Here is a 13,490-nt window from a genome sequence, read left to right on the forward strand (position 1 = left end):
AATATAGAAAAATGGCAGATTTACTTTCTAAGGTTGAAACTTTTGTTTTGCATTTATTCAAAGATAAGTTATCTAATATATATGTATACCATAATTTCAATCATACTAAAAGAGTTGTTGAAAATGCTGAGTTTCTAGCGGAGAAAAAAAACCTAAGTCCTCAAGATAAAAACTTGCTCCTTCTTGCCGCATGGTTCCACGACACAGGACATACAAGGTCTAATGAAAATCATGAAAAAGAGAGCAAACTGATAGCAAGGAGCTTCCTGAAAGAGCATAACCTGTCTGAAGATGATCTTTCGATTATTGAAAAAGCTATTGGTATCACAAAACTTGGTGTGCAACCCACAACGGATATTGAGAAAATCCTAAAAGATGCCGACTGTTCTCATTTTGCTAGAGAAGACTTTAAAGAGATAAGCGAATTATTGAGACAGGAATTTTATTTACAAGGAAATTCATACAGTCCTAAAGAGTGGCTTGATCTTAATATCGATATGCTTTCAAGTCAGCATCAATTTTATACAGATTATGCCATTAAAAATTGGAATACTTTAAAGCAAAAGAATTTAATCGATCTTATTAAAGATAAGGACAAGAAGAAGAGAAAAGAGGAAAAAGGAAAATTAAAAGAAAAATTTAAGGCTCAGTACAAAAACAGCAATCCAGAAAGGAGTATACAAACCTTATTTAGGGTCACCTTAAGAAATCACATTAAGCTAAGTGATATCGCCGATACAAAAGCAAATATTCTCTTATCGGTAAATGCGATTATCATTTCTTTAGCTTTGGCTAATATCATCCCAAAATTAGATAACCCAAGTAACCAACATTTAATGATTCCTACTCTTATTTTGATCTGTTTTAGCGTAGCATCAATTATTCTGTCGATATTATCTACAAGACCCAACGTGACTTCTGGAGAATTCACCAAAAAACAAGTAGAAGATAGGGATGTGAATATTTTATTTTTTGGGAATTTTCATAAAATGAGCTTTAAAGACTATTTATGGGGAGTAAAGGAGATTATAAAAGACAAAGATTATGTCTATGAAGCTTTGGTAAAGGACCTTTACTTGCTAGGAAAAGTATTAGAAAGAAAATATCGCCTCCTAAGGTTGACTTACACAACATTTATGGTAGGTATTATTATCTCTGTAGTTAGTTTTTTTATCGCTTTTAATGTTTCTTGAATTCGAGCATAGAAACGAATTAACTTCAGACAATCTTTGATCTATTAAATTAAAGAATTTATTTTTTCAATTAATTTAAATTTTAACTCCTTAAAGATTCTATCAGATCTTCATAAGTTAAACCAGAAGCTTCGCTTTTGTCGGTATGGTATAAAATCCCAACCCTTAATGCTTTTAGACCTGAAACCCCTTGTAAATCTTCAACATTAAGCACCTCAACATTCTCATCTAGATACTTCTTCCTCTGCAAGTAATGAATATATTTCAGGTATTCTCTTTCAGATTCTTTTTGAGAGTAGACAATAGCTAGTTTCCCTTTGGAGGTAATACGCTCTTCGGTATGCTTTATAAAGGCTTTATCTATTCTTTTTTTGATGATTTCATAACGAGCATTATAGGATCCGTCGACATCAAAGTGCTTTTCATCCATTCTATAATTAATACTTAAGGTATTATTGAACGCTAAAATCAAAGATCTAGAACTTAACTTTAAGACATTAGAATCTTGCAATTTATAAAATTTGTTTTCCATCTCGCACATCACATTGAGTTGCCATAGTCTCAAATTTTGAAGCATTACTTCACTAAATTTTTGTTCCCGAGTAATGGATTGACCTATGTACATATTATGTTCAACACCATCAGTCTTGTAACGATCAAAATAATGCGGAAATATTTTTTGTGCTTCCACTTGCTTCAAATCGATATAGTTGGCCATGCAAGAGTTTAAGGTAGAAACCGTCTCATCAAACTCATCTCTTTGTTCATGAAAAGCTTTGGCACCTGCTTCTACTTTTTTTAAGTAAGTAGTGACTATAAGTTTGCAGTCTGGAACATTATTTTTGATGTGCTCCAAGATAGGTAGAATATCATTTTTTAAAAGGTTATCGGTTTTCTGCTCTGTTGAAGCTGTGATTCCCTCCATTAAACTTGAAAGATTATCTGTAATTCTATATCCCATTTGCTCGTAGACCGGAATAGGTTGAGCTTCAAAGGCTGAATTAATTATATTTAGAACTTGATTGAGTTGTTGAATTAAATCATTTTGAATCGCAGAATTTCTTTGGGTTGACGATTCTGCAATGTCTATTTGGCCAAAAAGTGGATAAACCTTTTTAAAGGTAATCTCATCTAAGTTAGCCTCTTCCTTATTTGCATAACCTTCTAAAAACTTTTCTGCTTCTTCTTGAAATTTCCATTCTACACTCGGGTGTATTGAGGTGTATTCACTTTGAATGACTGCCTTTATGCGGTTTTGCTTTTCTTGTTTGTAATTTTCTACGGTCTCAGCGATGTAAGGAACGATATCATCAAGCTTTGTAGCATTGATATTATTTAAATCATTTTTGGAATAGCTCACCAGTTCGAGAATGGCTAGAAGCTTTTCATTTTTAATCACCGGTGCTAGTATAGCTGATTTTATAGATTTTTGATGTAGATGATTTGCGAATTTATTAGTAGGATTTTTCTCAGCATAATTTTCCACATCTGGAATACTAAAATAAGCATGTCGAGTGACAATAGAATTATAAGCTCCTTCACAAAAAGCTTCTCTACATCCATTTTCAGAAACTGAATCTAAAATAAAACTTTCTATATATTTTATATTTATATGTTGAAATTTCTCTTCGACATCATCAAAAAGAGCAAAGCCAAATTTTAACTTGGGCAGACTAAAAATAGAGCTTAAAACATCTCTCATTTTCGTAGAAATAATCTTTGAATCTGAGAGTATATTGTTGTTTAATAACAGGGTTTTAATTTCAGAAATGCTATTGTCTGCTGTAACATCAGAAAGATTTAGAATTGCAAATCCTTTGAATATCCATGAGTTTGGAGGAAATTTTTCCTTCCAAAAATCAATATCATCATAACGATTTAAAAGCTCATCTATATCTTTATCTGTGATATCTAAAGCCTCTTTTGTGGGGATGAGTTCAATAAAATCAGCATTTATAAAAAGTCGATAATTCTTTAGGTTGCCATTTGCATCTGGTACATCATAATATTCTGGGCGGAAAAAATCAATATTATAGTTGTAATACGTATTTAAAATTATGATACAAGCTAAAATATAATCCTTTTCGATATTGAAATTTCTAGGTAGAAATTCAAAGTCTTTATCTTTTACTGAATTCAGTATGGATTCAAATCGCTTGGTTTTTCTAAACATTTTAGAGCGAAAAGGAACTGTAGCGACTTTTATCTCATTGTAAGTTAACACATCTGGAAACAGATCATCAAGAAGAATTTTTATTTGATCTTGGTAGACATCTAGGTTTTCAAAGTCTTCGATACCTTCAAATAACTCTGGGTAAGATTTAGAGTATTCTAAAACACCTTTTATATATGTTTTGGAAATAGGATTGGTTTCAGTTTCCAAGCGTTGGCTGAAGTTATCCAATATTTTTTGAAAACTCAATTTTATTCTAAAAGGATAAATATCTTTATAGTGATCCATAGTTAAATATACAAAAATACAATACTATTTATAACGGGAAGATTTGATAGTTCACTTAAGATACTTTTATAAGTTTTGGCTATTTTATTCTTAAGTAATTCTTCTACTCTTTTAGAGTTGTCTATTTTTGTACAAAATCAAAATTAAATTAAATGAAAATTTTATATGCCTTTTCGATCTTAGTTCTTCTTTTAGGATGTAACTCATCCTCTCCAAAACTCGAAGCATCTATTGATGAAGTTCCTGATGGAACCAATGTCTACTTGGCTCTTTTAGGTCCGCAAAATGTTCCTGTCCCGATAGACACGACTCAGGTGAATAACAATTCTTTTGAATTTGATTTAACTACCTCCAAAATTCAAGATATCAATCTTATTCAAATCGAAGGTGTGGACGGTAACATCATTTTTATTAATGATGCTGAAACAATAAAGATTGATGTTTCAAATGAAAATTTGAGAAATTCTAAAATAAAAGCAGGTGAACATAACATCTTATTAAAAAACTATATCAGCATCATCACCAATTTTGCAGAAAAGAAAAATTTCATTAAAAATCAGCATACACAGGCTACACAGAATCAAGAAGAAATTGCCATTCTAGATGCTAGATTAGATATGGATGCCTTGGCAGAAGAATCAAAAAAAGCTACTTTGGATTTCATTAAGTCTCACACCAACTCTATAGTGGGAATGATGGCTTTGTCTGATGTGATGAATTCTAAATCTGTTCCCTCTAATAAAATGAAATCCCTTTACGAAGGCTTTATTGATATTGTAAAGGATACCCCCCTAGGTAGAATGTTGGGCCAAAATATTGCAAAAATAGGCGCTACTGATGTTGGAGCAGAAGCTCCGAAATTTTCAGGACCAACACCAAGCGGAGAGGAGCTAACTCTTGATGAAGCAATGGGTAAAGTAACCCTTATTGATTTTTGGGCTTCTTGGTGTAGACCCTGTCGTGTCGAAAATCCTAACATTGTAAGTATATATAAAGACTATAAAGATAAAGGGTTCTCTGTAATAGGTATTTCTTTAGACAAGCCAAATAGCAAAAATTCTTGGTTAAAAGCTATTGAGGATGATCAATTGGAATGGAATCATATTTCAAACCTAATGTACTGGCAAGAACCAATAGCCCAAAAATATGGAGTAAAAGCTATCCCAGCAGCATTCTTAATTGATGAAAAGGGCGTTATTGTTGGTAAAGACCTTCGAGGTCAAGCTTTACGAGATAAGGTAAAAGAAGTTTTAGAAAAATAAATCTTATTAAACTTCCACTTAAAAAGGGACTTTTCACTATGGTGAAAAGTCCCTTTTTAAGTATTCATAACACCTAGTCGGGAGATCTTATTTTCTCCGCTTTAAAAGGCCTCACAATTAGGCGAGCCGCTCTATCGTAATTGATATAGCTGTAAGTCCAGTTAAAAAAAGTGACTATTCTATTCCTGAATCCAACTAGGAACCACAGATGAACAAACATCCACACAAACCAAGCAAAGGGACCACCAAATTGGATTTTACCTATGTCAACCACAGCTTTATTTCTTCCTACTGTTGCCATGGTTCCTTTATCGAAATATTCAAAAGGAGTAAGAGATTGCTTATTTATAGTTCTCAACAAATTTTTTGCCAAATGCGCACCCTGTTGAATAGCAGGTTGGGCAACCATAGGATGGCCTTTCGGATACTTTGCGCTTACCATTAAAGCAATGTCACCTATTGCAAATATAGTTTCATAACCTTCTACTTGGTTAAATACATTTACATTGTATTGGTTTGATTTATCCATCAAAGCTCCATTCTTAAGTCCTTCTACAGATGCTCCAGTTACACCAGCACTCCAGATAAAAGTTTCTGTAGGAAAAGAGAGGTCTTTGTTACTTGTCCTAACGATATGGTCGTCATAAGATTCAACGAAGGTATTGAGGTGAATTTCGACACCAAGTTCTTCTAAGTATTTCTTTGCATTTTTAGAAGATTTTGCACTCATTGGAGGTAGCACTTTATCCATCCCCTCTATTAAATGAATATGAATATCCTTAGGATCGATATCTTGATAGTCTTTAGGAATTACATTTTTACGAAGTTCTGCAATGGCACCACTAAGTTCAACGCCTGTGGGCCCTGCACCTGCAATAACAAAATTCAGTAAAGCTTTTTTTCTTTCAGGATCTTCTGCTATTGTAGCTTCTTCAAAATTTTCCAAAATCAAACTCCTCAAGTTTAGAGCTTGGGGTATTGTTTTCATCCAAATAGCGTTGTCCTCTACACTTTTATTTCCAAAGAAATTAGTCTTTGACCCAGTTGCAATCACCAAATAATCATAAGTAACCTCTCCTATGTTTGTATGGATTAATTGTTTATCGGAGTCGATATGCTCGACATCTGCCATTCTGAAATAAGCATCCTTATTATTTTTAAGAATCTTTCGTATGGGATATGCTATAGAGTCAGGCTCTAGACCAGAGGTTGATACTTGATATAATAAAGGTTGAAAAGTGTGATAATTCCTCTTATCTAGCATAACCACCTGAAATGGTTTTTTCTCTAGATCATTTACTAAGCTTACTCCACCAAAACCAGCCCCTATAATAACCACCCTTGGCAAATCTGTAATTGGAATGTTCATAACTTTTTTTTTTAAAATTACTATCTTTTCCTGTTTAGGATGTAACTTTCGGTAAATTTAACGACATATAAACGTAATGTATAGTTTTGAAGACCTCCTTAGAGAAAAAATTTATCGACCTATTAGAAAAGCATCAGAACATTGCTCATAAAATCTGTAGGATGTATACTTATGATGCTGATTCACATAAAGATTTGTTTCAGGAGATAACCGTTCAACTTTGGAAAGCTTACCCTAAGTTTCGGGAAGAATCTAAGTTTAGCACATGGATGTATCGTGTCGCTTTTAATACAGCGATAACTCTTTACAGAAAGAAAAAAAGAAGGGTGCAAACTTCGCCTTGGGAAGACTATGATTTTAAGATTTCTTCTGAGGGTTATGATTCAACTTTAGATGATAACTTAAAATTGATGTATGCAGCCATTAAAGAATTAAATGATATTGACAAAGCGCTGGTCCTGCTTTACCTGGAAGACAAACCTTATACTGAAATATCTGAAGCTTTAGGAATTTCTGAAGTTAATGCTAGAGTGAAAATGAATAGAGTGAAAACAAAATTAAAAAACATATTGAATCCTTAATTATGGATGAATTAGATCTTATAAAAAAGGACTGGCAGAATAGAACAAAAAATTTGCCCAACTACTCAAAAGATGAGCTATTTCCTATGATTCATAAGAAGTCTTCTTCTAATGTGAAGTGGATTTTGATTATCAGTATTTTAGAATTTTCATTTTGGATTATTGTAGAGTTACTAAGCTTTTCTCAAGATTATAATTCTGTTATTGAGAGCATTGGATTTAATTGGTTTCTAAGACTATCTTCGATCATTAATTATACAGTCCTTGTTGGATTTATTATTGTTTTTTTTAGAAATTACAAACGTATACAAGTCAATGATTCTGCTAGACAACTTATGAAGCAGATCATCAAAACACGCTCAACTGTAAAATACTATGTGCGCTATAACATTATATTTCTAGCTATTATTTTTATAATAACGTCCACAAAAATCATTTTAAGTCAAACTGAGTTAGATCCTACAGAAATATGGATTATAACAGGAACCATGGTTTTTATCTTGTTGATTATCCTCGCCTTCTTCTTGCTTCTCTATAGATTACTTTATGGGATATTGACCAAGCGTCTTTACAAAAACTATAAAATATTAAGTAAAATAGAAGTTTAGCAATTAAGCTCTTGGATGGTAATTTTCTAAAACTGACTTAAGGTGAGTTTTATCCAAATGCATGTAAATTTCTGTTGTTGTGATGCTTTCGTGACCTAGCATTTGTTGAATAACTCTTAAGTTGGCTCCATTCTCCAACAGATGAGTTGCAAAAGAATGCCTAAAAGTATGAGGGCTAATGTTTTTTTGAAGATTTATTTTTTTAGCCAATTGTTTTACAATCGTAAAAATCATAGCACGAGTTAACTGAGCCCCTCGCCTATTCAGAAATAAAATATCTTTAAACTCTGATTGCTGATTCAGATGTATTCTAAACTCCTCTTTATAAATACTGATGAATTTCTGTGTGTACGTATTGATGGGAACTAGTCTTTCTTTATTTCCTTTTCCAATTACTTTTATAAAACCTTTCTCAAAAAAAAGATCTGAAATTTTAAGTTCTACGAGTTCACTGACACGCAGGCCACAACCGTACAATGTTTCTATAATAGCTTTATTGCGGTGACCTTGCAGATGTGAAAGGTCTATAGCTTCAACAAGTTGATCTATTTCATCCGTAGACAGCGTATCTGGCAACCTCCTTCCTAATCGAGGGGATTCAATAAGCTCCAAAGGGTTGGTTTTTCTATAATCTTCGAAAATGAGATAATCAAAAAAACTTTTTAAACCTGAAATTAATCGGGCCTGAGATCGTTCATTGATAACTTTTGAAATAGAGTAAATGAAACTTTGAAGGGTCTCTTCATCAACGAGCTCTGGGGTAAGAGTCGCATTATATTCTGAAATATAGTTGGCTAGTTTTAAGATATCTAGCCGATAATTTTGAACAGTATTATCGGCTAGTCCTCTTTCTATTTTAAGGTAATATGTAAAATCTTGAATTGCTTCTTGCCATTTCATGAAGGCAAGTTAAGATGATTATTTTAAAATTACAGAATTTGTTCAGCGTGAGTTTTGGTTTTCACCTTTGTAATCACCTCATCTAAAACTCCATTTTCATCTATAATAAAACTGGTTCTATGAATACCGTCATATTCTTTGCCCATAAATTTTTTGGGTCCCCAAACTCCAAAGGCTTCAATAACCGATTTGTCTTCATCTGCGAGAAGTGGAAATGGGAGCTCATATTTATTTTTAAAATTTTGTTGGCGCTTCTGTGAATCTGCACTCACCCCTAATATATAATAACCTTGAGCTTGTAAAGCTTTCCAGTTGTCTCTCAAGTTACAAGCTTCTGCAGTACAACCAGGAGTACTCGCCTTGGGATAGAAAAAAACAACAAGTTTTTTTCCTTCATAATCTTTTAAGCTATGTATGTTTCCATCCTGATCTTTAGCTTCAAAATTTGGAGCTTTATCTCCTGCTTTTAATGTTGTCATAATTCCTATTTTTGTATAAAAGTAAAGCAAATGAAAAAATCTGAAAAAGTAGATTTTGTTATAAATACGTTAGAGGAAATTTACCCAGAAATTCCAATACCTCTAGACCATAAAGATCCTTATACTTTATTGATTGCTGTGTTGCTTTCTGCACAAAGCACAGATGTAAAGGTAAACCAAATTACTCCACTTCTTTTTGAAAGGGCCGATAATCCTTGGGACATGATAAAAATGAGTGCTGATCAAATACGAGAAATAATTAAGCCCGTTGGATTATCGCCTATGAAATCTAAAGGTATTTATGGTCTTTCTCAAATTATAATCGAAAAATACAATGGGAAAGTACCTCAAAGTTTCGAGGGTTTGGAAGAATTACCAGCTGTTGGTCATAAAACTGCTAGTGTAGTTTTAGCACAAGCTTTTGGTGTTTCCACTTTTCCTGTGGATACTCACATCCACAGATTGATGTACCGCTGGGGGCTTACTACTGGTAAAAATGTTCAAAAAACAGAAAAAGATGCTAAGCGATTGTTCCCTCAAGAGGTGTGGAACGATCTACATCTACAGATTATTTGGTATGGACGACAATATTCTCCTGCCAGAGCATGGGACTTGGAAAAAGATATCATCACAAAAACCATTGGACGAAAGTCTGTAATCGATGACTACAACAAAAAAAAGGCTTCTAAATTTAAATAAAGAAGTCTTTTCGATTTAAGGATTAATCCATTAATTTTGAACACTATCGAACTGAAGGTTTTTGTAGGTCACTACAGTAAAAGCTTTAGAAAAATCCAAAATTAATCTAACTGTTTTTGCTGAAGGTTTCATACTCTTTGAAGGAGTTCGAGATGCTTCGTTTAAGTAAATTTTTGCCATATCTGTAAATTTAAGATATTACAAAAACGCAATTTTTTACGAATTATTGTAGACTAATTGGTCAAGACGACTTGGTGCTTTTCTATAATTTTTCTCAAATTGATAAGGGCATAACGCATACGGCCTAATGCTGTATTGATACTAACATCTGTTTTAAAGGCAATTTCCTTAAAACTCATCTCTTTAAAAATTCGCATTTCCAAAACTTCTAGCTGATCTTGTGGAAGTTCTTTAATTAATTCATGCAAATCAGTTTCAATCTGAGTTTTTATAATTTGCCGCTCAGCGTTAAGATCACCATCGGTCATGAAATCTAAAATTTCAAAATCTCCTTTCCCTTCAAACTTTGGCATCCTGTTACTTTTTCTGAAATGATCTATGACCAAATTATGAGCAATTCTCATTACCCAAGGAAGGAATTTACCTTCTTCATTATACTTGCCGCGCTTTAAAGTTCTAATTACTTTAATGAAGGTATCTTGGAAAATATCTTCAGCTAAATCTTTATCATAAACTTTAGAAAAAATGAAACTAAAAATTTTTTGTTGATGCCTATTGATTAAAGTAGAAAGAGATTTTTCATCACCGTCTATGTATTGCTTTACTAATATAGCTTCCGAAGAAATTGGAGTTCTATTCATGTCCTTTACTTAAATAAACACCTATCCTGAAGTGGTGGCGTTAATAATTAAAAATATTTTTAAGTAAAAGTGTTATATAGGCTATTATTTATAGAGCTAATATATAAATATAAGTTAACACATCACACACCGTTAATAAATTTAACACATTATACGGTTGTATTCAACTCCAATTTGGAGTGACATATCTTTATATTTGCAACATTCCATTAGTCTATGAAACAAATAAATTTAGATAAATTCGATCCCAAAGAGTATATTATTATTAAAGGAGCGAAACTTCACAATCTTAAAAATATTGATGTTGTTATACCCAGAAATAAGCTAGTCGTTATTACAGGACTATCTGGCTCTGGAAAATCTACATTAGCATTCGACACTCTATATGCAGAAGGTCAAAGACGCTATGTAGAAAGCCTTTCAGCTTATGCTAGGCAATTTCTTGGCAGATTAGATAAGCCTAAAGTAGATTATATTAAAGGTATTTCACCCGCAATAGCTATTGAACAAAAGGTGAATTCCACAAATCCCAGATCTACAGTAGGAACCTCTACTGAAATCTATGACTACCTAAAGTTACTATATGCCAGAGTAGGAAAAACGCTCTCTCCCATTTCTGGCAATGAAGTTAAAAAACATAGAGTCACCGATGTGATTGACTTTGTAAAGTCACTCGAAGAAAAACAAAAATTACTACTTCTTGCTCCTGTAAGTTTAGAAAAGAATAGAACTATAGAGGAAAAAATAAAAATACTTCAGCAACAAGGCTTTAGCCGAATTAAGGTTGATCATAAGATCTTAAAAATAAGTGATGCTTTAGAGCAAAAAATATCTGAAAAGAGCGAACTTTCTATAGTTGTAGATCGAATTGTTGTCAAGCATGACGAAGATTTTTATAACCGATTAGCAGATTCAATTCAAAATGCTTTTTACGAAGGCAAGGGAGAATTGAATATCGAAGATGTAGCTTCTAGCCAACTCACCAATTTCAATAATAAATTTGAGCTCGATGGCATGCAATTCACAGAATCCAGTGTGCACCTTTTTAGCTTCAATAATCCTGTTGGGGCTTGTCCCAAATGCGAAGGTTATGGCGATATTGTAGATATTGATGAAGCTTTAGTTATTCCAAATACTGGCTTAAGTGTATACGAAGGATGTATTGCTCCATGGAATGGAGAGACTTTAGGTTGGTATAAAAAAGAGTTGATAAAAAATGCTCATAAATTCGATTTTCCAGTTCACACGCCTTATTTTGAATTGACAGACGAACAAAAAAATATAATCTGGAATGGAAATCAGTACATAACTGGTGTCAATGAGTTTTTTGTAGTGGTAAAATCCAAAGCCTATAAAATTCAAAATAGGGTTTTATTATCCAGATACCGAGGACGAACCAAATGTCCAGAATGTAAAGGAAGACGACTTAAAAAAGAAACCACCTACGTCAAAATTAACGACGTTAATATCACAGACCTAGTCGATTTACCTATTGATAAAGTCAGTGAGTTTTTTGAAAATCTAAAGCTTAACGAGCACGATACAATTGTTGCCAAGCGCTTATTGAGAGAAATCAATAATAGGCTTAAATTTTTAATAGATGTAGGTTTAACCTACTTATCGCTTAACCGAAAGTCCAACACCCTTTCTGGTGGAGAATCCCAACGTATTAATTTGGCTACCTCTTTAGGAAGTAGTCTGGTAGGTTCCATGTATATTCTTGACGAACCTTCCATTGGTCTACATTCTAAAGACAATAAACGCTTAATTGAAGTTTTAAAAAACTTAAGAGATCTGGGCAATACAGTTATTGTGGTAGAGCATGATGAAGATATAATGAAAGCTGCAGATTATATCATAGACATTGGCCCAGAAGCTGGAACTCATGGAGGGGATCTCGTCGGCAAGGGAAGTTATAAAGAGATTCTAAAAGGATCCTCACTGACGTCTTCGTACCTCAATGGAAAAAAAGAAATCGAAATCCCTAAAAAAAGGCGTAAGACGAAAGCTTTTGTAGAACTAAAAGGAGCCAGAGAAAACAACTTAAAAAACATCAATGTTAAAGTTCCTTTAGATTGTTTTGTAGCTATCACAGGAGTTTCTGGAAGTGGTAAAAGTACACTTGTTAAAAGAATTCTATACCCTGCTATGATTAAGCATAATGGAGGCTACGGAACCAAAGCTGGACAGTTTGATGGTATTGACGGAAACTTCAAGCACATCAAACATATAGAATATGTAGACCAAAATCCGATAGGGAGATCCTCTAGATCTAACCCTGTGACCTATATCAAAGCTTATGATGATATTCGGAATTTATTTGCCAAGCAAAAGCTTTCTAAAATCAGGGATTTCAGACCAAAACATTTCAGTTTTAATGTAGAAGGAGGTCGTTGCGACACTTGTGAAGGTGAAGGTGAAGTGACTATCGAAATGCAATTTATGGCAGATGTTCACTTAGAATGTGAAGCTTGTTACGGAAAGCGCTTTAAACAGCAAGTTCTAGATGTGAAGTTTGAAGGTAAAAATATAGATGACATCTTATCCATGACGATTGATGATGCTATGGAATTTTTCTCGTCTCATAATGAAACGAAAATTTCCAATAAGCTGGAAGCTCTACAAGAAGTAGGTTTGGGGTATGTCGCTTTAGGACAAAGTTCGTCTACTTTATCTGGTGGTGAAGCTCAGCGTATCAAATTAGCTTCATTTCTTACCAAAGGTAAAAATGCAGATAAGACCCTTTTCATTTTTGATGAGCCCACTACAGGACTTCATTTTCATGATATCAGTAAATTGCTGAAATCTTTTGAAGCACTTATAGAAAATGGCCATAGTGTAGTGGTTATTGAACATAACATCGACTTAATAAAATGTGCAGACCATGTGATCGATCTTGGTCCTGAAGGAGGAATAAACGGGGGTAAATTACTTGCCGAAGGAACTCCGGAACAAGTCGCCCAAGTAAAGTCCTCATTTACTGGTCAATATTTAAAGATGAAAGTGTAAAGATTCAGAAATTTTTACGACTCACTAATGGTTAGAGTGTATGTCGAGGCCTTATGCCTTAAAGTAATTTTTGGTTGATTAATTCGGAAAACTCCTTAGTCTTAAATA

The 13,490-nt window shown here is 33.4% G+C and carries 12 protein-coding genes; 6 read left to right on the forward strand and 6 right to left on the reverse strand.

From position 1 onward, the window contains the following. Positions 1-11: 11 nt before the first annotated feature. Positions 12-1,193 carry a Pycsar system effector family protein gene (locus P700755_RS00525; RefSeq protein WP_015022801.1) on the forward strand — a complete coding sequence of 394 codons (1,182 nt, stop codon included), beginning with the start codon at positions 12-14 and terminating at the stop codon, positions 1,191-1,193. A gap of 82 nt (positions 1,194-1,275) precedes the next feature. On the opposite strand, the gene P700755_RS00530 is transcribed toward P700755_RS00525, so the two are convergent. Further along, the gene (locus tag P700755_RS00530) at positions 1,276-3,654 is read right to left on the reverse strand and encodes a GAF domain-containing protein (RefSeq protein ID WP_015022802.1); all 2,379 of its coding nucleotides are present in this window, start codon (positions 3,652-3,654) and stop codon (positions 1,276-1,278) included. 152 nt (positions 3,655-3,806) lie between these two features. On the opposite strand from P700755_RS00530, the gene P700755_RS00535 reads away from it, so the two are divergent. Then, positions 3,807-4,916: a TlpA disulfide reductase family protein gene (locus P700755_RS00535; protein ID WP_015022803.1), complete on the forward strand. Its 1,110-nt coding sequence runs from the start codon at positions 3,807-3,809 to the stop codon at positions 4,914-4,916. Between the two features lie 73 nt (positions 4,917-4,989). Here the strand turns inward: P700755_RS00535 and P700755_RS00540 are convergent, their stop codons facing one another. Next, complete coding sequence (locus P700755_RS00540) at positions 4,990-6,285, reverse strand: NAD(P)/FAD-dependent oxidoreductase (RefSeq protein WP_015022804.1); 1,296 nt, start codon at positions 6,283-6,285, stop codon at positions 4,990-4,992. Between the two features lie 86 nt (positions 6,286-6,371). Here P700755_RS00540 and P700755_RS00545 point away from each other — a divergent pair, with 86 nt between their 5' ends. Both P700755_RS00545 and P700755_RS00550 read left to right on the forward strand, forming a co-directional pair. Further along, positions 6,372-6,866, forward strand: a complete 495-nt coding sequence (locus P700755_RS00545) for an RNA polymerase sigma factor (protein WP_015022805.1) — start codon at positions 6,372-6,374, stop codon at positions 6,864-6,866. Between the two features lie 2 nt (positions 6,867-6,868). After that, entirely contained in the window at positions 6,869-7,474 is a 606-nt protein-coding gene (locus tag P700755_RS00550; protein WP_015022806.1) for a hypothetical protein, read from the forward strand. Positions 7,475-7,477: 3 nt separating this feature from the next. On the opposite strand, the gene xerD is transcribed toward P700755_RS00550, so the two are convergent. Together xerD and bcp are read right to left on the reverse strand one after the other, a co-directional pair. Further along, positions 7,478-8,374, reverse strand: coding sequence for a site-specific tyrosine recombinase XerD (xerD, locus tag P700755_RS00555; RefSeq protein ID WP_015022807.1), 897 nt, complete (start codon positions 8,372-8,374; stop codon positions 7,478-7,480). A gap of 29 nt (positions 8,375-8,403) precedes the next feature. Further along, entirely contained in the window at positions 8,404-8,853 is a 450-nt protein-coding gene (gene bcp, locus P700755_RS00560) for a thioredoxin-dependent thiol peroxidase (protein WP_015022808.1), read from the reverse strand. Between the two features lie 30 nt (positions 8,854-8,883). Here bcp and P700755_RS00565 point away from each other — a divergent pair, with 30 nt between their 5' ends. Continuing rightward, complete coding sequence (locus P700755_RS00565) at positions 8,884-9,552, forward strand: endonuclease III domain-containing protein (RefSeq protein ID WP_015022809.1); 669 nt, start codon at positions 8,884-8,886, stop codon at positions 9,550-9,552. Between the two features lie 30 nt (positions 9,553-9,582). Here P700755_RS00565 and P700755_RS20220 read toward each other — a convergent pair whose 3' ends face one another. Both P700755_RS20220 and P700755_RS00570 read right to left on the reverse strand, forming a co-directional pair. Beyond that, complete coding sequence (locus P700755_RS20220) at positions 9,583-9,732, reverse strand: hypothetical protein (RefSeq protein ID WP_015022810.1); 150 nt, start codon at positions 9,730-9,732, stop codon at positions 9,583-9,585. 53 nt (positions 9,733-9,785) lie between these two features. Continuing rightward, positions 9,786-10,373, reverse strand: a complete 588-nt coding sequence (locus tag P700755_RS00570; protein WP_015022811.1) for an RNA polymerase sigma factor — start codon at positions 10,371-10,373, stop codon at positions 9,786-9,788. A 216-nt stretch (positions 10,374-10,589) separates the two neighbouring features. Here P700755_RS00570 and uvrA point away from each other — a divergent pair, with 216 nt between their 5' ends. Next, complete coding sequence (gene uvrA / locus P700755_RS00575) at positions 10,590-13,382, forward strand: excinuclease ABC subunit UvrA (protein WP_015022812.1); 2,793 nt, start codon at positions 10,590-10,592, stop codon at positions 13,380-13,382. Positions 13,383-13,490 lie beyond the last annotated feature (108 nt).

Source organism: Psychroflexus torquis ATCC 700755 (assembly GCF_000153485.2).
GTDB lineage: Bacteria > Bacteroidota > Bacteroidia > Flavobacteriales > Flavobacteriaceae > Psychroflexus > Psychroflexus torquis.

What these genes read in the sequence shown, in the direction of transcription:
- P700755_RS00525 (WP_015022801.1), top strand. Translation starts at nt 12, where the DNA reads ATGGCAGATTTACTTTCTAAGGTTGAAACTTTTGTTTTGCATTTATTC.
- P700755_RS00530 (WP_015022802.1), bottom strand. Translation starts at nt 3,654, where the DNA reads ATGGATCACTATAAAGATATTTATCCTTTTAGAATAAAATTGAGTTTT.
- P700755_RS00535 (WP_015022803.1), top strand. Translation starts at nt 3,807, where the DNA reads ATGAAAATTTTATATGCCTTTTCGATCTTAGTTCTTCTTTTAGGATGT.
- P700755_RS00540 (WP_015022804.1), bottom strand. Translation starts at nt 6,285, where the DNA reads ATGAACATTCCAATTACAGATTTGCCAAGGGTGGTTATTATAGGGGCT.
- P700755_RS00550 (WP_015022806.1), top strand. Translation starts at nt 6,869, where the DNA reads ATGGATGAATTAGATCTTATAAAAAAGGACTGGCAGAATAGAACAAAA.
- xerD (WP_015022807.1), bottom strand. Translation starts at nt 8,374, where the DNA reads ATGAAATGGCAAGAAGCAATTCAAGATTTTACATATTACCTTAAAATA.
- bcp (WP_015022808.1), bottom strand. Translation starts at nt 8,853, where the DNA reads ATGACAACATTAAAAGCAGGAGATAAAGCTCCAAATTTTGAAGCTAAA.
- P700755_RS00565 (WP_015022809.1), top strand. Translation starts at nt 8,884, where the DNA reads ATGAAAAAATCTGAAAAAGTAGATTTTGTTATAAATACGTTAGAGGAA.
- P700755_RS20220 (WP_015022810.1), bottom strand. Translation starts at nt 9,732, where the DNA reads ATGGCAAAAATTTACTTAAACGAAGCATCTCGAACTCCTTCAAAGAGT.
- P700755_RS00570 (WP_015022811.1), bottom strand. Translation starts at nt 10,373, where the DNA reads ATGAATAGAACTCCAATTTCTTCGGAAGCTATATTAGTAAAGCAATAC.
- uvrA (WP_015022812.1), top strand. Translation starts at nt 10,590, where the DNA reads ATGAAACAAATAAATTTAGATAAATTCGATCCCAAAGAGTATATTATT.